A 25088-nucleotide genomic window follows, 5' to 3' on the forward strand; every position below is an offset into this window, starting at 1 on the left:
ATTATTATTTATTTTTTTTAAATCTTTCGTTTATAATTACTCTCTTCTGCGCTACCTACTATCTCTCGTTTTCAGTGGGGCAAAAGTACACCTTATTCATCACATAATCCAAATCATTTTATACTTAAATTAAGCATTGTGGAAAAACAAATGCTTAAACAGCTGGTATCAAATGATTTAAAACAAAAACATAGTTATCCACAATATGAAATAAGATTTCAACTATAATCCTGGGATGGAATTTTCTGGCTGTAAAGATCAAAAACTCAATGAAAATAACAAGTGAATAAATATACTATGAAAAGAAAGGTATAAATTTCAGTTGCTATAATTAATGAACAATGATCCTTGTTATAATCAAAAAAACAGTTGAACAAATATGCTATATCTTATAAAAGGTCTGACATTCTAGCCCCGATAGTAACGGTTACCCCGCAGTAAGGAAGGGATCTGAAAGAAAGCAAGGAACGAGGAGTATGAGTGGATAGCGGGATTTGCTCCAAAGAAAAATTAAAAAAACAGCTTAATCTGTCATTTCAGTTGTATGATCAAAAAAAACGCTTGACAAGCATCTTATATATATAGTATCCTAGTAAGCATCCGACAACATCGGCTACTATATCTAAAGTTTCCATGGATCTTCCCAATCCCATTTCCTCCTGAAGGATCTCTGTAAGGAAGGCATATATAAGGATGATCTGAAAAAAATACGAAAACTTAATTTTAGGAAACGCAGCAATAAAGCAAAATCCAAGCATTGCAAAAATGCTGACGTGTAAAACTTTATCGATCCCATTGAACATAAACCAATATTCATGGTTCTCTTCTCCGGGCTTGAGAAGCATATAAGTAAGAAATGCCCAATAAATGGGCAATATCTTACTAAATATTTTTGAAATCCTATCCAATGATAGCCTGATATTCTTCTGCAGTAAGTAATCCAGACTGATCAGCACCATCAGCGATCTCTAATTTAATGATCCATCCGTCACCATAAGGATCCGTATTCAACAACTCCGGCTGAGCTTCCAGCTCTGAATTGAATTCCGTAACTTTTCCTGCGATAGGCAAGAATAGATCAGAAACAGTTTTTACAGCTTCAACACTTCCAAAAACAGCTCCATTATCAAGATCATCATCAACTGTATCGATATCAACATATACGATGTCACCCAACTCTCCCTGAGCAAAATCTGTAATACCAATAGTAGCTACGTTTCCTTCAATCTTGATCCACTCGTGATCTTTAGTGTACTTTAATTCCGATGGTGTGTTCATTTTTTGATTTTTATTATTCTACAAATTTATTCAAAATTATATAAGGTTCAAAAAAAGTATGTTTGTTTATTTGAAATGTTTTTTTACTAATTAAAAATAATAAAACTATAATGTATCAGCAAGCTATAAACTCAATTAAAATCTACTCATTATTTACTAAACAAAAGGGTCTTTCAAAATAAAAGCATCACCTATTTAATAAAAAATCATCCCTTTAGTAAAGGGATGATTTTAACGTAATTTATTTGTTATTCTATTTAAAAGCCTCCGGAGTCCCCAAATGTAAATGTCGCAGACAATCCTGCTCTAACTGTAGATAGCGGAAACGCTGTAGAGATTTTATATTTAGAAGTCATCTGTTCGTAGAAAACTCTTAGATTTAAGTTCTCAGAAACGTTGTAATCCGCAGATAGCTTTATGTTCATCAATCTCTGTCCTCCAGTAATCTGAGAATCATCCAATAGGATATTGGTAATACTGGTTCTGCTATCTCTTAATGAGAAGTCTCCCCTGATATTAAGATCACTTCCCTTTCCTTTACCTCTCTTTCTGGTATCATTGACTCCCAATCGGAAATTACGAATAATATACCCCAACCGAACGACATATTCTGTATTGGCATCTTCCGTAAGGGTTTGGTTTACCAATCCTAATAATAGCATTCTATTCCTATTATATTGGATACCGAACTGCATGTTGTTTCTCATCGTTACGTCAACCCCGATCAGTGGAGAGAACGACTCAACATATCCTACCTGAGAGAAAGTAAATGGATTGATATAGTTATTATTGACATCTAATAGACTACCACCTGTTGAAATTGCATTGAAATAATCAATACTTGACTGTATTCCTGTCGCAGTATAGGTAGCATTATAACTATGTAAAATATCAAACTTAGAGAATTGCCCATTGATGATTGGTACATTTCTTAAACCAGAATAAGTAACTTTCCAGTTTGGTATAGGCAAGCCCGCTTTTTTGGCGTCGCCAATTCCTTTAGGTGATTTTCCTTCAACAGCTGCCCTGAACGCAGGAATTAAAACATAAGCATTCGCAATACCATACCCTGCAGTAAATCCATCATTTCCTATAGTAGAGATATCCCCTATTTGCTGAGAAATGGCTCTGGCATTCTGTCTGATCGATTGATATACCGCTGCACCATCTTTGAAAGAAGTTTTTAAAAGTATTACTGAATTAGAATAGGTAATCAGATCATTTGCAAAAGTATAATCATGATTAGCCCTACCAAGATTCAGTCTATTATTGAACCCTGATTGAGAAAAATTCCTATTATAATTATGTAATACACTTACATCTACTCTCAGGTCATTCATTGGTACAACCTGCAAGTTAGCCCTTAGTTCTCTTGTTGACATTCTTACATAAGGGTCTGTCATATATTCAGAATCACTAATCCAGCCATTTTCCAAAACTGTTCTTCGTATATCAGCCTGTGAGCCCAATAAAAAGCCAATAGTAGGTCCACCCAATGTCTGCCCATATCCATACCAATTTGGCGCGGAAAGTAAACCTGGCAACACCGTTCCGTTATTTTCTGAATAATTCACATCTAGCTGTTTGAACGATGTAAGCATAAATGCTGCACTCTGTAAAACAGTCAGCTTGTTTTTAAATTTATAGTTTTTAAACTTATATCTTTTCTTTTCCCATTGTTGTGTGTATACATTATTTAGTGAGTCAATTTCCTGTTTACGTTTTGAAAGCTTGGTCGCTATATTCTTAAAATATTTGAACTGTCCGAAGAATTTTGGAAAATCAGCTGTCGCAGTAGCCTGAATAACATTTGTATTTTGACCAATAGATCCTAAACTTCCTTGTGGATTGTACAATAAAGCTGTAGATCTGGCATTCCAGTTATAAGTAAATCCATAGCCCAACTCTGCATCAATAAAATCAAGATATGGTAAATATTGGAAAGGAAGTTTGTAATTCAATTGTACCCTGTGGTTATACAAGACGGGTCTTCCCGATCTGAATACATTTCCAAAAATGGAAGAATTATCCATTGTGTTTACATCTACATTATCATTCAATGTTCTTGTTGCAGAGTTGATTTCCAGTTTTAAGGATTTAGTAAAATTAAACCCTAAACCATATTGCCATCCAAAATAAAAGTTTCTGTTTCTTATGGCCTGAGACTCATCATTGAAGTTACCATTGATTATAGCATCTACACTTCTGAATTCAAGTTCATTATAATTCCTGTCAATTTCCGTTCTGAAAGAGAATCTTGTAGGTATAGGATTTAAATTAAACTCTTTGACCCATCTCAGGTATTTAGTAGACTTAGCCGTATCACTGATCATTTTATTGAACGGCTTAATAACCCAAGGTTTAAAAGTATAATTATAATCTATATACCCTCGGAGATACTGCCTGTAGTTTTTCTTTGTATAAATGTCCCTGAAGAAATCATCATTATAAACAGCCGTAACGGATAGGTTTTCTACATCATAGAACTTAGGCTTTTTATTAGGATTGACCCTTTCTTTATGCATATTAACAACTCCCAAACTTCTCTGTTGAGTATATGTTCTCGCCACTTTTTTCAATTGCTCTCTATTTGCCGCCTTTTTAAACTCAACGTCTGTATCTAAAGGATTATACTTTGGATCTTCGATGGTTTGTGAGTAGGAATAATTAACCGGAATTTTAACCCCGGTTTTTTCAGGTAGAAATTTATCTAGGTTTACCGCCGTATTAATACTGAATGCTGATTGTGTAGACTGATTTCTTTCTGCCGGTTTAGAATCGATATTCCCGAATCCAACAGATGTGTAAGATGCACTTGTATTAACAACTGCAAAATCGCCAAGGTTAAAGTTTAAACTTGCATTTCCAGCATATCCTCCCTGATTATCTATTTCTGAAAGTCGAATTTCATTTACCCATAATATTCTATCAATAGGTCCTCCAGGCGCATCTCTATCAATCCCATTTCTAATACCGATAACTATAGTTGTAATATTACCTAAGCTTGGTCGTCCTTTAATATAAATATTCTTTAAATTGTCGGCCTCACCAAAAACCGCATCCCTAATTCTTTTTGAGATATTATTTGGAGAACTCTTGTCCCTCCTTATTTTAGCATCTACAAAGTTTTGAATTTCTAAATTAACTTCATTCTCCATTGGCCAAATTTCCATTGGCGTAGTTGCTGTTTTAGGTGTTATTTTTAAGGAAGCTTCGTACTCATAATAATTATCTGCTGCATCACTTCCAAAACGAATAAAAAATTTAGTTTTAGGATCCATGCCCTCTTCTCTTCTTAAAGGATCTTCGGCATGCACAAAAAGTTTTAATTTCTTATATCTTCTCATGTCCAAGGTTGTATTTTTAAATACTCCCCTTGATTCACTTTTTGGTAGCTGATTTGCCCTTAAATATAAAGAACTTTCATTTTGTCTTTGTACTCCTGCATTACCACTAAGAATTTGCCTATCTATTCCTGGAGGCAAAACATAAGGAGGTTGATTTAAAGCATTTTCCTCAATATTTACACTTCCAATTTCTAAATTTTGCGGATCAGGGACATTCACTGTTCCTTCTTCTGTTATTGGATTCGTATCGCCATCAGCTATTGACACTGCAGTATTTTTAGGATATTTTCTCCAGTCTGATCTTACTAAATCAAAGGTTCCAAATCTCAGTGTGGAAGTCTTATCAAATCCGGTCAATAACATTCTTGCAAATCGTACATTATTTAAAACTCCCGGATCATGATCCCCAGCATCCATTACATATGAAGAAACAGGAATTCTGAATAAATACCATTTTACAGGTGCAGTTTGTCCATTTTGAAACTGTGCCTGAACAGTTTTCATATCAACAATATTATTTTGTCCTAAAACTAAACTTTGCTGGTCCAGTTTAATCTGGTATTCGTTATAGTTTTCACTTTGATCCAGGTTATAATCTTTATTAATATCTTCAGCATCAGGAGTCTGAGATGCTACCTCGAGTGAATTGCTTTGTGAGTTTCCTTCTGGTCCTCTGAAATATTTGTATCTCTGAACCAAAGATGAAGCCTGCGTTCCTGTAAATTTTGCTGATAGATAAAACACAAAATCATCTACTGCAGGGTCAGCAAGGTTTGTCACCGGATTGGTGAATGTGTTTCCGAACCTCATGGCTTCCTGATCCGAAGTCAAACCATCATATCCGGCATCCTGCGCTGTTCTCTCTTGTCCTTCACTTGAAAAGGCATAAAGGATAGGTGGTTGCTTTGGCTGAATTCCCCAGTTTGAGCTTGTTGTTACAGAAGGTGTGGATGGTGTCGGTAATCCATTTTCATATTGCATATACCCATCCTTTAAAATATCTTCAGACACATTACCTAAATGAAGTAGTAACTTTGGATCCACACCCAGGGTGTTTCCGTCAGCATACGGATCCATCATCCAGAATTCTACATATTCGATATTAGAGTTTACAAAATTGGATACACTGATAGGTCTCATCATCCCCGACCATCTTTGCTGAGTAGTTTCATTATTAGGATTTACATTATAAGGCCCTTTTTCTGCTGGATAATAAGAGATATCCATAGTATTTAAAAAGGTCTGTTCACCAGCTACAAAATCCCTGTTATTGTAGATCTCTGAGTATTGTACTCGTCTAGAAGCATGATTAGATACGGACTGAGGTGTAATTCCTGCGGGAGCCCTTCCTCCAATTCCCCAAAATCTCGGATCAATTGTATACCAGGATAAGAGTCCTCTTCCATATCCATTAGTAATGTCATTACCTGCCCCTGCTCCCTGAAATACTCCTCCTGATTTTTCGGGTTTTGAGGCTAAACTCCACGCAGCTGGTTCTTTTAATGATATTTTGGATGTTGTCTGCTCAAAATCATCAATATAAGACTGATCATTTGTCCCCTTATTCAATCCAGGAAGCAAATAAGCACCTTCCATTTTAAAGTTTAAATTAGATGGAGCTTCAGTCTTTACCATCGGAATTTTATTGGTCAATCTTGTCAGGAATGGAACCTGATTGTTGTACATCAAATTGATGCCGGCCATAGTGTTATTTACTGCCTCTTGTCCATAATTTACCTTTTGAGTGAGCGGAGACTCAGAATAATTGACAACAGTTGCTCCTAAGATAAAATTCTCATTAAATCTTCTTTCTAAATTTAATCCTAAAAATCTTTTTCTCTGCGTATTGAAAGTTAACTGGTTTTCCAGTGAGATGTTAATTGCCTGACCAGATTGTTTTACATTCTCATTTATAATTGTAACCGTTCCCAGCATATAATCTACGGTATAATCAATCCCTTCCGTTAACTGTACTCCATTCGCAGAAACTTTTACGGAACCTTGTGGCACATTGACAGCTCCCAAAGAAATTCCCTGTCCTGCAGTTCCTTTGTAACGTCCCTCTAAGGTGTATCGTTTAGGAACATAGGTTGCAAATTGTTTTTGCTGGTTATAAATATCTGTTTGCACATAGGTAGGATCACTACTTCCAAGTACATTGCTCATATAGCTTCCGAACGGCTGTGTTTTCGTAAAGATGATCTTTCCTGTTTCCGGCCTTATGGTTATTCCATTGACAAAATCAAAAAGGCCGTCACCTGTTCCTCCACCACTATTATTTTGTATATCGCCGTTCATATTCAAACGGTCCCAGTTTAAGAGTTTCAATAAATTAGTGTCTTTAACACTTGTGTTAGGAAGATAATTAACCTTACCTCCTGTCTGGGCATCTCTATAAAGAACATTCAATATAAATCCATCCTGGCTTATCTGTCCTGCGTCTAAAGCATAAATATTCTTCATCATCAGAGGCCACATCGGAGACGAAACATCAATTTTCGTTGATCTCAGGACTTTTGTAATCAGTACAGGACTTTCTTCAGAAAATTCCCCAACTTTATATACTTTATTTGTTCCATCCGTATATGAATAAGATACCGCTAAAATCTGATTATCATTCAATTTTTGATTTAGCGAGATATATCCTAGCTGTGGCTGTAATGTATATTCACTGGCATTTAGCCTTCTCGCTTTTTTATTAAAAATATAATGAACATTATTATTATAAGTCTCTGTACCTCCGGTTGCAACAGGCAGTGATTGTCCCTGTATCAGGTCTGCATAGTTTACACCTGCATCACGTGGTATAGGTCCCATTGTGGTGGAAACTGTCTGGTAAAGATTATTATTAGGGTTGTCTGGTAGTGATCCACCCATATCTCCCAGGTCCCTGATACCAACAATGCTCTTTTGAGCCGCCAGATTACTGTTGCCCTGATCTAAAACATATACTTCAAGCCTTGTAATATTAACTCTGGAGTTGATCTGCGGATAATTAGCCAAGGCATTATCATAATTATCCAGGAAATAATGACTTAAAAAGAAGTGCTGATTATCTTCATAATCAATTGCGTCTATTTTAAAGGTGTTTACAGCACCCCCACCCTGTACAACTATATTTCTTGCTTCTCCCTGCTGTTGAGATAAGACTACTGTTCCAAAAGTTTTCCCTAATTGAAACTCAGTCTTCACCCCGAATAACGATTGGGAGCCCCTGATTAAACTGGTAGAAAGCGGCATATTTACATTACCAAATTCCACCCTTTTAATGATCCTGTCTTCTGAACCTGCTCCGGGTGAATTCACATCTCCAAGCCCTTTAGTCTGCAGGTCTTTCCAGCTTCCTTTAGACTGCCAGACTAAATTCATCCTGTTTTCAAATGCAAAACCACTTTGAGTATCATAGTTGGCCTTGAGCTGCAAATTTTCTCCTACTTTACCCAGTAAACCGAGCTGAATTCTCTGATTGATATCAAAGGTAAAACTGGTTCTGTTTTGCGGTAAGATTAAAGGGTTATCAATCTTTTGATACAATCCTGCAAAGTCAAAGGAAGCAAATCCTGTAGGGATAATTTCTATTTTATTGCTTCCGAAAATTGTTTCAAAAAGTTTATTTCGGATAGTTAATGCCGGAATTAATCCTCTTCTCTGTGCATCGCTTTTATCTTTTCTGAAGAGTAGATTATATTTATCCGATTTATCTTTGTAATAAGCCTTGGTCTGGCTTGCCATCATGAATTCCTTATATTCCTGAGGCGACATTGCAGTCGGCGGTCCGGTTACTGTATTTCCTATTTTCGGATATACATAATACATTCCGGTTTTTATATCGTAAAAGGCTTCAAATTGAGTAGGATCAGCCAGTTCATAGTCCTTCTTTATAATTGCAGTGTCACGTCTTACCTGTGCAAAGGTAGTTACTGACATACATAAGAACGACAGGAACAAAAATATATTGAGATACTTATTATTTGCCACCAAATGTTAAAGGTTTTTTAAAATTTGTTTTACCAATTCTTCTACCGAAATGCTTGGATTTTGTTTCATCATGCGGTCGGCGATTTTTTCGCTCATCCGTTTAGGAATTCCTAAAACTTCTAATGCAGATAACGATTCTTCCTTGATTTTATTATTCACCTGTGTAGAAATATTTTCCTCAAGACCATTGAATTTTTGGACTTTATCTTTCAAATCCACAATGATTCTTTCTGCTGTTTTAGCGCCAATACCCTTGGCTTTTTGAATGAGGGCACTGTTTCTCGAAAGTATAGCTGTGGCAATCTCATCAAGGCTTAAAGTAGATAGTAAAATAAGTGCTGAAACCGCTCCTACACCATTAACACTTATTAACAAATTAAACATCTCTTTTTCTAAACGACTGTTAAAGCCAAACAACAAATGAGCATCTTCACGAATGATTTGCTGAATGAATAAAAAAGTCTCTTTATTAAGAGTAAGAGTTTGCGAGGTCATTAAACTAATACCTGTATAATAACCAACTCCATTAACGTTGATTACAGCATAAGTTGGCGTAAGTTCTTGAACAATGCCTTGTAAAGAAAATATCATTATTAATTTTTAAAACTCCCAAATATAGTAATTTAAACTAATTAATGTTTTCATTTCACGCACGAATGATTTTTAACTTAATTTTTGAGGTGATACTCAACCATTTGGTTGAAAAACAAAAAACTCCAAAATTTGGAGTTTTTAAATATTTAAATCGAAGATTTTTTTTAAAGATATTATTTTTTAGCTTCTCTTCTCTGGGCATCAAGAACCGCCACTGTTGCAAGATTTACAATTTCATCTACACTTGAACGCATTTGTAAAACATGCACAGGTTGTTTTAATCCCATAAGAATAGGTCCAATCACTTGGGCAACTTTCATCCCTCTGATAATTTTATAAGATAAATTAGCACTTTCAAGATTAGGGAATATAAATGTATTTGCCGGAGTTTCTCCTAATTTTGAAAATGGATAATCACTAAGGTGATCCGCATTCATAGCAAAATCAGGTTGAATTTCACCATCTACAATCATTTTAGGATACTTTTCATGTAAAATACTTACTGCTTTTGCAACTTTTTTAGAAGTTTCAGAGATCGCAGCAAAATTCTCGAATCCGAGCATTGCAATTCTTGGTTCAATAGCAAAAGATTTAATAGTAATCTCCGCCATTCTTGCAATATTTACAAGATCTTCCGAAGTAGGATTATTATTAATAGATGTATCAGCAAAGAAAATCGGTTTCTTTTCAGAAAGGATCATCATCATTGCTGCCACTTTATCTACTCCTTTTTCTTTTTCAATAATCTCTAAAACAGGACGTAAAACGGATGCATAATTTTTAGAAAAACCTACAATCAGCGCATCTGTATCGCCATGCTTCAACATTAAAGGACCAAAGTAATCCCTTTGACGCACAAACCTTTTAGCCTTGTATTCATTCATTCCTTTTCTTTGACGAAGTTTCCAAAGCGTTTCTCTATATTTTTTCCTGTTTTCTTCCTGATCATCATCATTCGGATCAATAATCGGTACATCCAGATTAATTCCGTAACGTTCCATTTGCTCCTTGATGTATTTCTTTTCGCCCAACAAACTTGGATAAGCAATTCCTTCTTCATAAAGAATCTGAGCCGCCTTCAATACGTTGTATTCTTCTGCATTTCCTAAGGTCACCCTTTTTGGATTGGATTTCGCACGGCTTTGCATCATCCTTACCAATTTTTCATCTCTTCCCATTCTATCAAGAAGCTGATGTTCATACTCTTCAAAATCAGAAATAACTCTACCAGCAACTCCACTTTCGATAGCTGCTTTTGCCACAGCACTGGAAACCCTGGTAATTAACCTGTTATCAAATGGTTTTGGAATAAAATACTCTCTACCGAATTGAAGGTTTTGAAGATTATAAGCCAAAATAACAGCTTCAGGAACTGGTTCTTTTGCCAAATCTGCAATTGCATGAACAGCTGCAAGCTTCATTTCTTCATTAATTCCTTTCGCCTGTACATCAAGTGCACCACGGAAGATGTAAGGAAAACCAAGTACGTTATTAACCTGATTAGGAAAATCACTTCTACCAGTTGCCATAATTACATCCTTACGTGTTTCAATAGCAATGTCATAAGCAATCTCCGGATCAGGATTTGCCAATGCAAAAACAATAGGATTTTCATTCATACTGTTGAGCATTTCCGGGGTCATTACATTTCCTTTAGATAACCCGACAAAGACATCAGATCCTTTTACAGCATCTTCCAAACTCTCAATATCCGTCTGAGCGATAAAATCTAGTTTTTCAGGAGTCAGGTTTTCTCTCTTATGATTGATAACTCCCTTACTGTCGCACATTAAAACATTTTCTTTCCTGAGGCCTAATGAAATATACAGTTTGGTGCAAGCAATAGCCGCAGCACCGGCACCATTTACCACCATTTTTACGTCCTCAATATCCTTATTGGCAATCTGTAAAGAATTAATCAGTGCAGCAGCAGAGATAATAGCCGTCCCATGTTGGTCATCATGCATCAACGGAATATCCAATTCCTCCTTTAATCTCTGTTCAATATAGAATGCTTCAGGAGCTTTTATATCTTCAAGGTTAATTCCTCCAAAAGTTGGAGCAATCCCTTTTACAATCTGAATAAATTTATCAGGATCTTTCTCATTGATCTCAATATCAAAAACATTGATATCAGCAAAAATTTTAAATAACAGCCCTTTTCCTTCCATTACAGGCTTCGATGCTTCCGGTCCAATGTCACCTAATCCTAAAACAGCTGTACCATTAGAAATTACAGCTACAAGATTACCTTTTCCGGTATAATCATAAACAGTCTCCGGCTTTTCGTGAATCTCCATACAAGGAACAGCCACTCCAGGAGAATATGCCAAAGACAAATCTCTTTGAGAAGAGTGGGGTTTGGAAGGGATCACCTCGATCTTCCCTTTGGGTTCAGCTTTGTGGTAATCTAATGCGGCTTGATTAAAGTTCTTTTCGTCGCGATGGATTTTATTTGACATAGAGTGTATTTTTTTATAGTATATATTTAATATGGTAATTTACTAAACTTTCAATCGGTTTTTGTACAATATTACCAATGTTTAAATTAAGTTCTGCAGCTGCAGAGCGAAGAATATCTTCATAATAATAAGCAATAGATCCGATAAAGTTAATTTCGGCATCCTTGGATTCTTCATAAGGAAGAACCTGGTATTCAAAGAAATTTCTCATCTCCTCGAAAACCATTTTTTGAAAGTATGGGTGATCCTTCCGTTCTACAACGAATTTATTGAAATTAGCCAAATAAGCATTTGGCCTTGAGGTATGGTACATATTCTTTAATGCCTCCTCAATTGTTAACTGATAGATTTCCTCAAATTCTACATGTAGGTCCTGAGGAAGTTTCTGCATGAAAAAGCGACGTACCAATTGTTTACCAATAGCACTTCCACTACCTTCATCACCAATAAGAAATCCCAGAGACGGTAACTTTATTTTTAGATTTTCCCCGTCAAAATAACAAGAATTGGATCCCGTTCCCAGAATGCAAACAATAGCAGGCTTCCCAGTATAAGCGGCATACGCAGCAGCCATCAGATCTTCTTTTGCTAAAACATCAGCTTTAGTAAAAAATTTACCTAATTCTCTTTCGATAGTCGCACAGTTTTCAGGGATACCACATCCTGAACCATAGAAAAAAACCTTTGTTATTGAGTTTTTAACAGCACTAAGGTTGATGTTTTTTTCAATTTCGGGTACAATAAGTTCTGCGGCAATATTATTGGGATTAAAACCAATAGTCTCCGTCTTCATAAAGACCTTTTTAAAGTCATCTAAAATTACCCAATCACATTTGGTAGAACCGCCATCAACAATAGCAACCATATATTACATTTTAGTTTAAGGATGCTAAATTATGAATTTTATCTCTAAATAGCTTCACAAAGAAGCCACAACGTGACTGGTATAACTAATGTTTTATATCATCTTTTTTTTCATTGAACTGTATCAGCCAGTCCTGAATTTCATCTTCCAGATAAGAAGCCTGTAACATCATCGCATTGATAAAATCATCTGGCACCTGTTCACCCTTGGAATTTTCAAGATTCCAAAGCTCATCAGACATATTTTCATATTCAGAATATACTCTCCTGAAACGGGAATTTTCCTTCTCAAGAGCTTCAATATTTTTCTGTTGGAGCTGGAATTTTCTGTATTTGTTTTGACTTTTCATACAAATATTGTTATAAATTGGGTTATAAATTTGTGGAGAATGCTTTCAATCGGGCATTACAAGATAGAAAAAACCATCAACACAACTGGCTGAAAATGAATTTATTATCAGGTACTTTTTATTTACTTCTGAAATTAAATTTAGAACTATTTTTGATTTAAAAAAAATATTTAACATCTTTTTTTACTGTTTAACATATAGTTATAAATTTGCACATCAGATAAATTCGATGAGAGAATTAATACTACGTCAGAAACAAATATTGTTCTTCATAATAGCAGGAGGACTCAGTGCTATTATGGAGATAGGAAGTTTTAAGATCTTCAGCACATATCTTCCTCAATTTTTGCATTCGGAAACCAATTTTCATGGAATCCATTATCCATTGAGTAATATTTTTTCTACCTGTTGCGGAATTATCAGCAATTATTTTTTAAGCATCTGGTTTGTTTTTGAAAGAGGAAAGCATTCAAAAAGAAAAGAATTTGCCTATTTTATGATTATCTCTTTTATTTCAACACTACTCAGCCTTAGTTTCTTTCAAATATTTTACAGCTTTATATTTAAAGATAATATCAATTTAATTTTTTATACCTTGAGTCCAGAAATTCTGAGTAAGATCGCTGCGATTTTATTGGTTTCAATTCTTAATTATTCTGTCAAGAAGAAAGTAATTTTTAATGGTTAGTTTGTGGTAAAGATTTTAAATTATTTGTGGAGATTCTGGCTTCTGATATTAGCCTTTTTTTTAACGATCATTTTTGGAATACCTGTTTATATTTTATCCTTTAGCAAAAAACACTACAGATATGCCTATCAGTTTATCCGCTTTTGGTGTTACGGAATGTTTTATGGTATGGGGCTTCGCTATGAGCTGATTAATCTTACGGATAAAAAGATTGACAGAAAAAAACAATATGTAGTTATTTCCAACCATACCTCTATAATGGATATTATGCTTCCATGCATTCTATTTCCACATCACCCTCTTTGTTATGTAGGAAAAAAGGAGTTAGTGAAAATTCCTATTTTCGGCACCATCTATAAAAGGATCTGCGTTATGGTAGACCGAAGTAGTGCCAGAAGCCGTGCAGATGTTTATAGAAGATGTGCTGAAAAAATGGAAGAGGGAAATAGTATTGTTATTTTTCCGGAAGGCGGTGTGCCTGACGACACGTCTATTCTTCTGGACGAATTCAAAGACGGACCTTTTACCTTATCTACAAAACATCAGTCTCCGATAGCAGTCTTTACTTTTATTGGCTTGAAAGAAATGTTTCCCTTCGATAATTCTAAAGGCCACCCCGGTAAAGTAAAGGTTTATTTCAATGATATTATGGAGCCTTCGGCATCTCAAAAGGATATGAAAACGCAAGCTTTTAACGAAATAAAAAAAACCTTGCTAGAACGCTCTATTTAAAAGAAATAATTATATTTGTTATTAAGAAATCTTTAACAAACATGTCGAATTATTCTAAACAAACTAATTGGGGACAGTTTATCCCATTAGTCACTGTATTTTTTTTCTGGGGATTTGTTGCAGCAAGTAATGATATTTTGATCCCAGTCTTCCAAAAAGCTTTTAACTTAAGTCAAACCGAAAGTATGCTGGTGCAGATCTGTTTTTATGTCGCCTATACTGTCGGTTCTTTAATTTATATGGTTATTTCTAAAGGTATTAAGCAAGACCTGGTTAATAGAATCGGATACAAAAATGGATTAATTGCCGGGCTTCTTATTTCTGCCGCTGGAACCCTATTATTTTATCCAGCAGCCAATTTGGGATCGTTCCCACTGATGATATCAGGTTTGTTTATTGTTGGATTAGGTTTTTCTTTACAACAAATCGTAGCCAACCCATTGGCAATTGAGGTAGGACCTACTGAAACCGGATCACAAAGGTTAACAATGGCAGGAGGAATCAATAACCTGGGAACTACAATTGGACCACTGATTGTTTCTTTTGCTATTTTCGGATCTGCCGCTGCTGCCAATACAGAAGCGAGCATAGAAAGTGTAAAAACGCCTTATTTAATATTAGGAGTGGCCTTTGTTTTAGTTGCAATCATGCTTAAATTCTCCTCTCTTCCAGCAGTTACTCCAACCAATTTAGAAGACACAGATGACGCTGTTCCGGGAGAACATAGAAAATCAGCTTTTCAATATCCACAGCTGGTACTTGGAATGATCGCTATTTTTGTTTACGTGGGTGTAGAAGTTTCTACAGCGAGTAACTTACCTGCTTATATGGAGAAACATTTAGGTTTTGCAACAAAAGATGTTGCTCCTTACATATCCTTATATTGGGCTTCTCTAATGATTGGTCGTTGGACCGGTGCTGTTGAAGCTTTTGATCTGAGTGCCGGATTTAAAAAGATTTTACGATTTCTAGCTCCTTATTTAGCTTTTGGTGTATTTTTACTAGTAAATGCAATCGCAAAACACGATCTCAATCATTTTTATGTTTATGCGTTTATCATCATAGCAATGATCATCTGTGACATTCTGAGTAAGGGAAATCCAGCCAGGATGCTTCTTATATTTTCCTGCGCAGGAATTACCGCTTTATTAATAGGAATGTTTACTACAGGAATGGTTTCAGTATATGCCTTCACAAGCGTAGGATTATTCTGTTCAACACTCTGGCCTTGTATTTTCGCTTTGGCTATCAATGGTCTTGGCAAGCATACAAACCAAGGTTCCGGATACCTGATCATGATGATTATGGGAGGGGGAATAGTAAGTATTATTCAAGGTTATGTAGCCGACCTCACCTCTATTCATTTCAGTTATATTGTGGGTGTAATTTGCTTTGCTTATCTGGCATTCTATGCAATCCGTGTAAGTGGAATCTTAAGATCTCAGGGAATTGATCTTGACAAAATTTCAAAAGGTAGTGGACACTAAAAATATACATACATATAAGAAAAAAAGATTTTGGGCAGGTATATTACTTGCCCAATTCTTTTTGTTTTTTGCGTTTTCAAAATCACAATTATTCATTTCTGTTTTTGAAAAGTTTTTTGAACTACAAAAGGTATTTCATCAGATTATATTCTCATGGATCCCTTTCTCATTTGGAGATGTTTTATACGTCCTACTGGGCATTGTCTGTGTATACCTTATTTTCCAGCTTTTCAATAGGAAAAAGAGAAATAGTTCCTTACTAAAATTTTTAGTAGTGATTAATCTCTTTTATTTTTCTTATCAGGTTTCATGGGGAATGCTGTATTTTCAGACCCCGATAATTAAAAAATTAAGAAACCAGGAAAGACCCAATATAGAAAAAGCCAGAAGGCTAGCTTTGATATATCTTGAAAAATGTAAATCTACCCGACAACTTGTGTCCGAGGATAAAAACGGAATCTTTGTGATCCGTAATTTAAAAATCATTCAAAAAGAAATTCTTTCGCAACAATTAATGCTTCCCCAGTACATTTCAGATAAAAAAGTAGCGGCCGTAAATTCAATCAAACCGAGTTTATTCAAGGATATAATGAATTTCACAGGCATCCTGGGGTACTATAATCCATTTACTGCAGAAGCACAGTACAATTCCAAGCTTCCCTCTTCGTTTATTCCATTTACTCTAGCCCATGAAACTTCCCATCAATTAGGTTTCGCAAGAGAGCAAGAAGCCAACTTCATCGGATATCTGGTTGGTATCAACTCTAAAAATTCAGATTTGCGATACAGCACTGAATATTTTACATTAAAAAGTCTTTTAAGGTTTATTGCAGAGGAAGACCCTGCGTTTGCAAAAGCAGTAATAAAAAATTATTCTTCTGGGATGAAAAGGGATCGCTTATATGAAAAGAGCTTTATTTTAAAACATCAGGGATGGCTTGATGACTTCTTTGGTTTTACGAATAATTTATTTTTACAAAGCAATCAACAGGAAGGCTCCGTAACCTATTCCTATTTCATTGATTTACTGTTGAATTATGAACAATAAAAAAGAATCGTATCAGGCGATACGATTCTAAAAACACAAATGATGAAAAAAAATTTATTACCTTGACTTGTTCCCTCATTCAAGGCGATGTAAAAGTACAACAATATTTATAAAAACAAAAACATTTTTATTTATTTGTAAAACTTTATGAAAACTTTATGATTTTTTAAGTTTATTTGAGTTTACACCAAATATATGTTTTCTGTAGTAAATTTTACTTTTCAATAAAAAAAAATATCAATTACTGAATTATAATTAAAAAAATAATCAAATAAGGCAATAAAACAAAATTTAGAATTTATCACTTTTATATAAATAACTCTACTTTTCGATAGTTGGAATTTCTATATAACTATCATTATACCATTCAATATTCAATGGTTCTGTAGCATCATCAATTGTTTCTTCACTTACATCCTTTCCAGTACCATAATTGACCTGATATGCTGAATTCTTGTTTACTCCTAAAATTACAACCAATTTACTTCCTTTAGGTATTTTTTTACTAACAAACATCGAATTTACGACCGGAATGGTTTCAATTTTTCCAGGCTCAAGAAGACGTCTTTTTTCTCTGTTTTCAGCGTAGCTGGCCCTTCCAAGAAAGTCGGATAAAAAGAATATTTTATTATCTGGCTTTATCTGGATTAAGGATATTGTAATATCCATATCTTTTTTATTCAAAGCCGCTTTTATCTGTGCATTAAATGCACCACTAATAATAAGATCTTTATCCAATACCTCTGTCTGATAAACAAGAGAATTATTTATCTTTATACTATCACTTTTTCCTACTTTAAAATATACATCTTTATCGTCTCTATTTTTAAAATCAACTGTTTGTTTTGTTGAATTCAATACACCAGATTTATCTTTAGTCAAAACCAATTGTTCATTTTCTTTTTTTGTGAAATAAAGCTTTAGTTTACTATTATGCGATTTTTCTAAGGCAGGTACATGGAGCCACTCATTAGTGTCCATTATTTGAATATTTATCTTGTCTTTTAAAAGTTCAGGTTTCATCCCGTCTTTCAGAATATAATCAAACCAAGAGAAAGCGAGATCGCTTATATTGATTCTGGCCACAGGATCTACTTTATATCCTCTTAATATATTTACACCATAACTTTGAGCTCCTCCATGATCGTAAGGCCCCATTACAACATAGTGATTGGCATTTTTATTATATTTAAGATGTTCCCGGAAATAGTACATCGCTCCAAGCTGATCGTCATCATAAAACCCCGTTGTAGTAAGAACAGGAATATTAATTTTTGAAAAATCTTCTTTGTAAGGGACCATGTCTTTCCAAAATTTATCGTAGCTTGGATGGTCCAGCCATCTTTGAAAAATTTTATCTCTTATACCTTTTACAGAATTAAGAGCTCTAAAGGACTTTCCACTTTTATACCAAGCTGTATTAATAGAATCCCATTTTGCAAAATTCCGGAAATCAGATTCATCTGTTAATTTGTTGTTAGTGACATATGCTATCCATTGCAGCATATAGCTCATAAATACATTATTAGTCATCGGATAATCAATTCCAATTCCTACGGAAACCTGAGGTACAATTGTTTTTAGCGCTGGATGTAGTTTTTTCACGGCTCCCCACTGACTGAAGCCTAAGTAACTACCACCAATCATCCCAACTTTTCCGTTACACCACGGCTGTTTACTGATCCAGTCGACTACATCATAAAGATCATGCGATTCATGCTCGAAAGGCTCTATTTCATCCGGACTATTTCTCTTCCCACGCGTATTTACAACCACTCCGACATAATCGTATGCTACAGCTCTTTTTCCAACAGCATAATCATATTTTCCGGCATAGATATTATTGGTAAGAATAACCGGCAAAGGTTTTTCATTCCCTTTCCTACGCATAATTGTTATTTCAACATTGCCCCCACCGCTTGTTTTTAAATTAAATGACTCAATCGTATATCTTTCTTTGTCTTTTAAAATTAAAAGGTCTGTCACTTTAGATTGAATTTGAGAAGAAACCCTTAGATCCAGGTAACTCATAGCAAGCCCCAATGCTGCCGCATTCGCAATACTATCATTCTTCAGTGCCATCAAGCCTTTTTTCAATTTAGTTCTCTGTAATGGAATATCTTCACTAAAGATTTCAGCCACCCGGAATGAATATTTTTCAGGAAGCTCAGCATATTTAATATTAAAAGCTTTTTCCAGTGCTTTTGGAAAAACCGTTCTTTCATTTTTTTCAATATCTTTAGCTAAAGCATATATTTCATAGTTAACAAATCTGGTACAGGCATATTTACTGTTTGCAAAAACATTTCTGTATTTCCCAATAGTTGTAACGGCGTTTTTAAAACGACCTGCTAAAATTTCCAATTTCAGTTGCTTTTCCAAAGAATCTAATCCTTTAGATTTTTCATATTTCCCAACTGACTTGGCAGCAAAATCTGAAATATTTTTTTCGAGAATTAAGGAATCATTTGCAGCCTTTGCTGGAAAGTATATTTTTTGTGCTGACATGGTATTGATAAAGAACAATACGATAATTACCAGTTTTATTTTCATTTTAATAATATTTATAATATTTGTGATCTTTGATAGAAATAAATTAGTAAAGCCTCTTATCACAAAAATAAGAATAATTCATAACCCGAAGATTAATCTTTCAAAAGATCAATCTAAACACCTGGCTTTCAAAACGCTTTAACTAACATTCGACCGTAATCAACAAAGATTACTAATTTGGTCTATTTGTAAAAAGAATACTTTTATAATATCTGTGTAAATAATCATATATAATCATTTCAAATATTCTTTGATCGGAAGCAAAAAGTCTATTAATGTTCATATGGAATATACTTTGAAAAAAACTTTGCCCCTTAAACTCTATGGATTGATTAATATTGTCAAATACTTGCCTACTGTTAGTAATACTATAAACAATCCTATTTCTTATTGTTCTATAATTATCTGAAAGAAAGTAGTCAATTAATCTAGGCTTAATTTCTCTGTATTTTTTATCCAGTTGACTATTGAGGCTTTTATCAGAATTAAATTCTTTCTTAAATGCATAATTATAGTCTTTAAGCCAACTAAGTTTTTCCTCAATAGAAAGATGAAGCATATCCAATGTTTTATCAATATGAAAAAGACTTAATAAAATTTTCTCTTCATCATCCATATATAAACAATCCAAAACTAAACTACTATTGAAAGAGAATAAGGTTTCTGCGTCTTCAATAGTATGTTCACCGTACCTTTCAATCTCCCTACTATAAGTATCAATGAGAATATTAGAGATTTCTCCACTCACCGTATAATCCTCTAGACTTTTGTTTATTTTTTTTAAAATTTCATCATAGCCTCCAGCACTATTTAATTTTAATCTAACCCGTATATGTGATTGAGGATCATGATATCTGATAAAAAACCATTTTGAAATGATATTGCTTTGTAGAAGATAATCAGCTAAAGGCTTGATTGCTTCATCTAAAATATAATCTGCTGTTTTTATTCCGGTATAGATTTTAAAGTATATCCATTCATTACCAGGAGTAAATTTTCTTATAGTTTCAGTTTCCATCTATTGATTCCTATAAAGAGGAAATATAAACTGATGACTAAAATCATCAGCATCATATAAAAACTCCTCAATGAATATTGATTTTTTGCTTTTTATTGTTTGTACAAAAAGCTTGGCCATTTCGTAATTATCCAGGTTTAAAGTCAAAGTATTATCTGACTTAACCCACCGTATCCAGTTAGGAATTTTTCGAATTTCTCTCCACTCTTTTAAGCTCTGTAAAAACAATTCTTCATCACTAATTAACTGGCTCACGTCAATTATATGCTCATCCGTAATACGCCATTGGGCCTTAGAGAGAATGCTATTCTTGTACTCTACTCTTGGAAGGAAATAATAGATTTTTTTTAAATCCCCCCAATTGAAATATATTCCAACTCTACGATCCTGGGCATTAAGATCGGATAAAAAATGATAAACAGGTAAAGAATGAGCAGAATAATTATGTGCATTGCTCAGATAAGGCATAACTTCTTTATTTAATTTTTTAGAACGCAAGACAATCCTATTATTCTTAAAAGAAATATATAAATCATCAATAAAAATCTGATTCTCTATAGGTAAAGTGGATTGTGCCAGATAAGGAATTTCATATTCTCGTAAAGATGGTCTTCTAATCACATTTCCTATCCTTGCTTCTGGCAAATGAATAATCTCTGCATGAATAACATTCTTATTTAATTCTGATTCTTTTTTAGCAATTGCTTTCGTTAAATTTTTTATATCCGATTTTTCTGAACAAAACCTGCCCAGCAAGTTAGCTGCACTTGCACCTCCGCTACTGGATATGTATAATTTTTCCTGATCTTCAGCAACTATTATTTCAGCCATGAAGGAGATAGTGTCTGGTAAATCTCCCCAATTTTCATCAAAGCCCTCGAAATCTTGATCGGAAAGCTTAATCGCATAACTATTTGTTAGTATGCTTTCCTGAACTTTTTTGTTTAAAATAACCTGAACAGGGTTGAACTTGGCATTCAACTCTGACTTCCTTTTTTCTTCAGGAATTACCAGATCATCTAAATAAGGATGCACTCCTTTGGCACTGGCATTTTGCAAATACCCTATACCAATTTCTGTATCCAGAGCATATAATAATGGAATCTCCTCACTTTCAAATCTATTATAAAATGCTTTTTTAAACCTATCAAAATTAGTATCATTATTTTTCAAAGAGATCTTATTTAGAAAACTGATTGTTTCTTTAAGTTCTTTTTTCCAAAAGACCGGCAATGCAAATTGATCTGAAAAATACATGTCAGTCTGAAAAAGATATTTGTTTTCGTATTCTATTCCAAAACTTTTGATCAGGTTTTCAATCTCACTATAAACGCCAATGTGATTTCCAAAACAATCATCTAAGCCACTCAACTTATCTTTAATAGATGTCAAAACCCCAATTTCAACTTTTGCCCCAATTTTATCAAGTACAGAAATTAGTTCATCTAAAAAATCATTCCCGGAAACATTAGGATCTATTTCACTTATTAAAACCTGGTTTTCAATAAGTTCTTCAACAAAACCGATAGCCTCTGTTATGGTTATATCCTCTTCAATTAGTATTTCTGCAATTTCAATAATTGTTCGTCCTTCCTTTACGTAATATAATACTTTCTTAAGTTCGTCAGAAAGTGGGGCCGATGATATTATATAATCTCTTTTTCCATTATGAAACTCGTATTCAATAAAGCGAATTTTATTTCCAATTATATGAATACTGTTGTTAGGAAAGAATAAAAGCTTACTTTTAATTTCTGGCACGTTAGCTAAATAATCAGCTAATGCAACCAAAAAAAGCATATCCAAATTAGTTTGACGAATTTTCCTTCCTCCATCATGCTTTTTAACAGTATGTTTAAATTCGCCCAATCCTATACCTGAAAACAACCCGAATGGCGTACATCGTGTACTCATACGACCATAATATTTTATTATAGTGCTTTTCAGTTTATCTTGTTTTTTAGGTGCAAGCTTTTTTCCTGAATCCAGCCATTGAATAATTTCTTCGTAAAGATTTGGAGATGCTAGATAAATAGATTCCTGAAAAGAAGGTCGTTTACAAATTTCCATCAAATCTTCATCATTAAAAAACTTCTTATTTGAATTTTCTAGAAATTCTTTATTTGAATAGTGAGGTATGCGGACCACATATTGGTCAAAAAATGAATAGGGAAATTGTGGCATTTATTTTTTTGTATCTTCTACAGGTTGATAGTCTGGATGACCTAGCTGCCAAAAAGCGAAAGCATAAATTAGCGAATTTCTTTCATGAATTTTATAAGCTGGATCTTCTACACCGTGTCCAGAATCCATATTAACCTTCAGTAATGTAGGATTATTAGGCTTCTTATATGCACTTAGTTTTGCAGCAAACTTAACTGATTGCCAAGGCGCAACCCTTGTATCATTCATTCCGGTAATTAATAAAGTGGCAGGGTACTCAACATTCTTTTTAATATGATGATATGAATCCATCTCTAAAAGACTTTTAAAACCTTCCGGATCATCTATATTTCCAAATTCATCAGCATCAGTACCTCCTATACCATTCAGTTTACCCCTTAAAGTATTCAGAGATCCAACCTCAATAATAGCAGCTTTAAATAAATCCGGTCTTTCTGTAATTGCCCTTCCCATTAAAATACCACCTCCACTTTGTCCCCAAACAGCTATTTTATCAGGAGAAGTATATTTTTGATTGATCATATATTCTGTACATGATATCAAATCTTTCCAGGAATTCGCTTTTTTAATTTTCCGTCCATCAAGATGCCACTTTTCACCTTTTTCTCCTCCTCCTCTGACATGTGCTATAGCCATTATACCTCCTTGATTAGCCCAAATTAAATAACTTCTTGCAAAAAAAGGGCGATAAGATTCACCATAGGCTCCATAACCATAAATAAGCATTGGAGACTTACCATCTTTCTTTAAAGCTTTATTATAAATAATAGATAAAGGAATATCTTCACCATCATAAGATTTTACTGTAATTTCTTCTACTACAATATCCTTAAATTCAGGATAATCTATGATTGGAACTAAATTTTCCAGTATAAATTTATCATCTTTCAACTCATACTTATACCGTTGTTCATCATTTGCCCATCCTGAACAATTGATCCATATATCTGAAAATTTTTGGCCTTTCGCCTGTAGATTTATATTTCCACTTACATAGGGAAGCTTTATAAGCTTTTGTTGACCTTTTCTATAAAGGTATAATTTAGCTTCTACTCCATTTTTTGTTGTGGTATAATAAATTCCATCTTTTGTAATTACATAACTTTTAAATACTTCATCTTTATATTCCGGAACTAAAACTTCAGGATTTCTAAAATTTGGATTTTGTGCACTTGTTTTACACAGTTTAAAATTGGAAGAATTATAACCTGAAAGAAAATAAATATCATTCCCCGCCAATCTTACATAAAAAACTTTATCATCTTTTTTATACAGGCTTTTCCAGTTCTTTTTATTTTTGAAAAAATCGTCTTTATTAATAATAAATGTATCCCTATAGTCTTCCGCATCTACTACCATTCCAATATAATATTGATCATCTGGATTAAATGCTAAAATTCCGGGATACTTTTCTGCTGCTATATTTAATTCAGAATTATTTTTTTTAGAAAACACATCTCTTCTGTGATTAGGATCTTCTCCTAGTTTGTGTAAGACTACCTGAGTATTTTTTGCGAATAATTGAGATTTAGGATCAATTACAGGATAATATACATAAAAAAAACCTGAATTATCATCCAGCCATTTAACACCTGCAATGGATGATGGATTTGCATGAGTAATAATTTCCGGGTGGATCGTTCTATCTTTTACTTCCAGTATTATTATTTCGGATATCTCCTTACCCTTTTCTGATAATGAAATTGCTACTCTGCTACCATCCCAGCTCGGACTTATTAGATTGATTTTAAAATCGTTATCCTTCCCGCTGCTTTTTGATGAGGATATAAAATTAATTGGATCATATAGTAGCTCCTCTTTGCCATCATACCCATTTCTACAATAAAGTTTAGCTATTTTTTCATCACCATTTCTTTTTAAGTAGAAATATTTATTATTTTCTATAATTTTCAGTTCTGAAATAAAATAGCCTTGTCTTTTTTCAAGCTCAAGTCTTTTATTCAGATAATAGTTATTCCTTGGGATTTTATCTAGGATAAGATCTGTATAGTCATTTTGAATATTAATCCATCTTTTTGTGTCAGGATCAGTTAAATTTTCTAAATTTCTATATTCATCTACGATTTTAGCCCCAAAATAACTGTCTGTAACAGGGATTGATGGGGCTAATGGTGTTTGTGAATATAAAAAATTATTTAAAATAGAAATAACCAAAAATATTCTAAACTTCATTCTTTATTAAATTATTAGGCAGTTGCATGTATTGTCTCAACTGGCTTGCTTGTATTATTCGGATCATGGCATCCTCCTTCTTCCGTATTTTCAAATCCTATTACAGTGTTCTTAGATCCTCCACCAACAATTTTGCTCAAATTGTTAATTTTCACCATCTGAATTTTTTCCAAAGATAATTTTTTCTTTTTTTCCATTTTTTTTTAAAATTTAAGTTCTATAATTAAGAGTTGCAAATAAAGTAATTTTTTTTAATTGCACATCTATAAATACATATAAATTTATAAATCTAACTTAATAAAAACACAAATA

At 33.8% G+C, this 25088-nt stretch carries 16 protein-coding genes; 4 read left to right on the forward strand and 12 right to left on the reverse strand.

Annotated features, from left to right (window positions below):
- Positions 1 to 548: 548 nt before the first annotated feature.
- The 7 genes from AC0INN_RS21070 to AC0INN_RS21100 all read right to left on the reverse strand — a co-directional run bounded on the left by AC0INN_RS21070 (position 549) and on the right by AC0INN_RS21100 (position 12873).
- Complete coding sequence (locus tag AC0INN_RS21070) at positions 549 to 959, reverse strand: VanZ family protein (protein ID WP_373428031.1); 411 nt, start codon at positions 957 to 959, stop codon at positions 549 to 551.
- A complete protein-coding gene (gene gcvH / locus AC0INN_RS21075; protein WP_273650657.1) occupies positions 901 to 1278 on the reverse strand; it encodes a glycine cleavage system protein GcvH in 378 nt (125 codons plus the stop codon). Before gcvH ends, AC0INN_RS21070 begins: the two co-directional genes overlap by 59 nt.
- A gap of 257 nt (positions 1279 to 1535) precedes the next feature.
- Positions 1536 to 8552: a T9SS outer membrane translocon Sov/SprA gene (sov, locus tag AC0INN_RS21080; protein ID WP_273650656.1), complete on the reverse strand. Its 7017-nt coding sequence runs from the start codon at positions 8550 to 8552 to the stop codon at positions 1536 to 1538.
- Positions 8553 to 8609: 57 nt separating this feature from the next.
- Complete coding sequence (gene ruvA / locus AC0INN_RS21085; RefSeq protein ID WP_172284202.1) at positions 8610 to 9194, reverse strand: Holliday junction branch migration protein RuvA; 585 nt, start codon at positions 9192 to 9194, stop codon at positions 8610 to 8612.
- 176 nt (positions 9195 to 9370) lie between these two features.
- The gene (locus tag AC0INN_RS21090; RefSeq protein ID WP_273650655.1) at positions 9371 to 11659 is read right to left on the reverse strand and encodes an NADP-dependent malic enzyme; all 2289 of its coding nucleotides are present in this window, start codon (positions 11657 to 11659) and stop codon (positions 9371 to 9373) included.
- Positions 11660 to 11672: 13 nt separating this feature from the next.
- Complete coding sequence (locus AC0INN_RS21095; RefSeq protein ID WP_172284206.1) at positions 11673 to 12524, reverse strand: BadF/BadG/BcrA/BcrD ATPase family protein; 852 nt, start codon at positions 12522 to 12524, stop codon at positions 11673 to 11675.
- An 85-nt stretch (positions 12525 to 12609) separates the two neighbouring features.
- On the reverse strand, positions 12610 to 12873 hold the full coding sequence (locus AC0INN_RS21100) for a hypothetical protein (protein WP_172284208.1): 264 nt from the start codon (positions 12871 to 12873) through the stop codon (positions 12610 to 12612).
- 229 nt (positions 12874 to 13102) lie between these two features.
- Between AC0INN_RS21100 and AC0INN_RS21105 the strand changes: the two genes are divergently transcribed.
- The 4 genes from AC0INN_RS21105 (at position 13103) to AC0INN_RS21120 (ending at position 16828) form a co-directional block, all read left to right on the forward strand.
- Positions 13103 to 13561, forward strand: a complete 459-nt coding sequence (locus AC0INN_RS21105) for a GtrA family protein (RefSeq protein ID WP_273650654.1) — start codon at positions 13103 to 13105, stop codon at positions 13559 to 13561.
- 3 nt (positions 13562 to 13564) lie between these two features.
- A complete protein-coding gene (locus AC0INN_RS21110) occupies positions 13565 to 14293 on the forward strand; it encodes a lysophospholipid acyltransferase family protein (protein WP_172284212.1) in 729 nt (242 codons plus the stop codon).
- 41 nt (positions 14294 to 14334) lie between these two features.
- On the forward strand, positions 14335 to 15780 hold the full coding sequence (locus AC0INN_RS21115) for an MFS transporter (RefSeq protein ID WP_172284214.1): 1446 nt from the start codon (positions 14335 to 14337) through the stop codon (positions 15778 to 15780).
- Between the two features lie 61 nt (positions 15781 to 15841).
- Positions 15842 to 16828: a DUF3810 domain-containing protein gene (locus AC0INN_RS21120; RefSeq protein ID WP_306615071.1), complete on the forward strand. Its 987-nt coding sequence runs from the start codon at positions 15842 to 15844 to the stop codon at positions 16826 to 16828.
- Positions 16829 to 17149: 321 nt separating this feature from the next.
- Here AC0INN_RS21120 and AC0INN_RS21125 read toward each other — a convergent pair whose 3' ends face one another.
- From AC0INN_RS21125 to AC0INN_RS21145, 5 genes are all read right to left on the reverse strand, one after another.
- Positions 17150 to 19381, reverse strand: coding sequence for a CocE/NonD family hydrolase (locus AC0INN_RS21125; RefSeq protein ID WP_273650653.1), 2232 nt, complete (start codon positions 19379 to 19381; stop codon positions 17150 to 17152).
- A gap of 172 nt (positions 19382 to 19553) precedes the next feature.
- The gene (locus AC0INN_RS21130; protein WP_306614986.1) at positions 19554 to 20399 is read right to left on the reverse strand and encodes a thiopeptide-type bacteriocin biosynthesis protein; all 846 of its coding nucleotides are present in this window, start codon (positions 20397 to 20399) and stop codon (positions 19554 to 19556) included.
- Positions 20400 to 22583 carry a lantibiotic dehydratase family protein gene (locus AC0INN_RS21135; RefSeq protein ID WP_273650651.1) on the reverse strand — a complete coding sequence of 728 codons (2184 nt, stop codon included), beginning with the start codon at positions 22581 to 22583 and terminating at the stop codon, positions 20400 to 20402.
- Positions 22584 to 24776, reverse strand: a complete 2193-nt coding sequence (locus tag AC0INN_RS21140) for a prolyl oligopeptidase family serine peptidase (RefSeq protein ID WP_306614988.1) — start codon at positions 24774 to 24776, stop codon at positions 22584 to 22586.
- A 14-nt stretch (positions 24777 to 24790) separates the two neighbouring features.
- Positions 24791 to 24973 (reverse strand): hypothetical protein, encoded by a 183-nt coding sequence (locus AC0INN_RS21145; protein WP_172284227.1) that lies wholly within the window; start codon positions 24971 to 24973, stop codon positions 24791 to 24793.
- Positions 24974 to 25088 lie beyond the last annotated feature (115 nt).

Source organism: Chryseobacterium subflavum, from assembly GCF_055762745.1.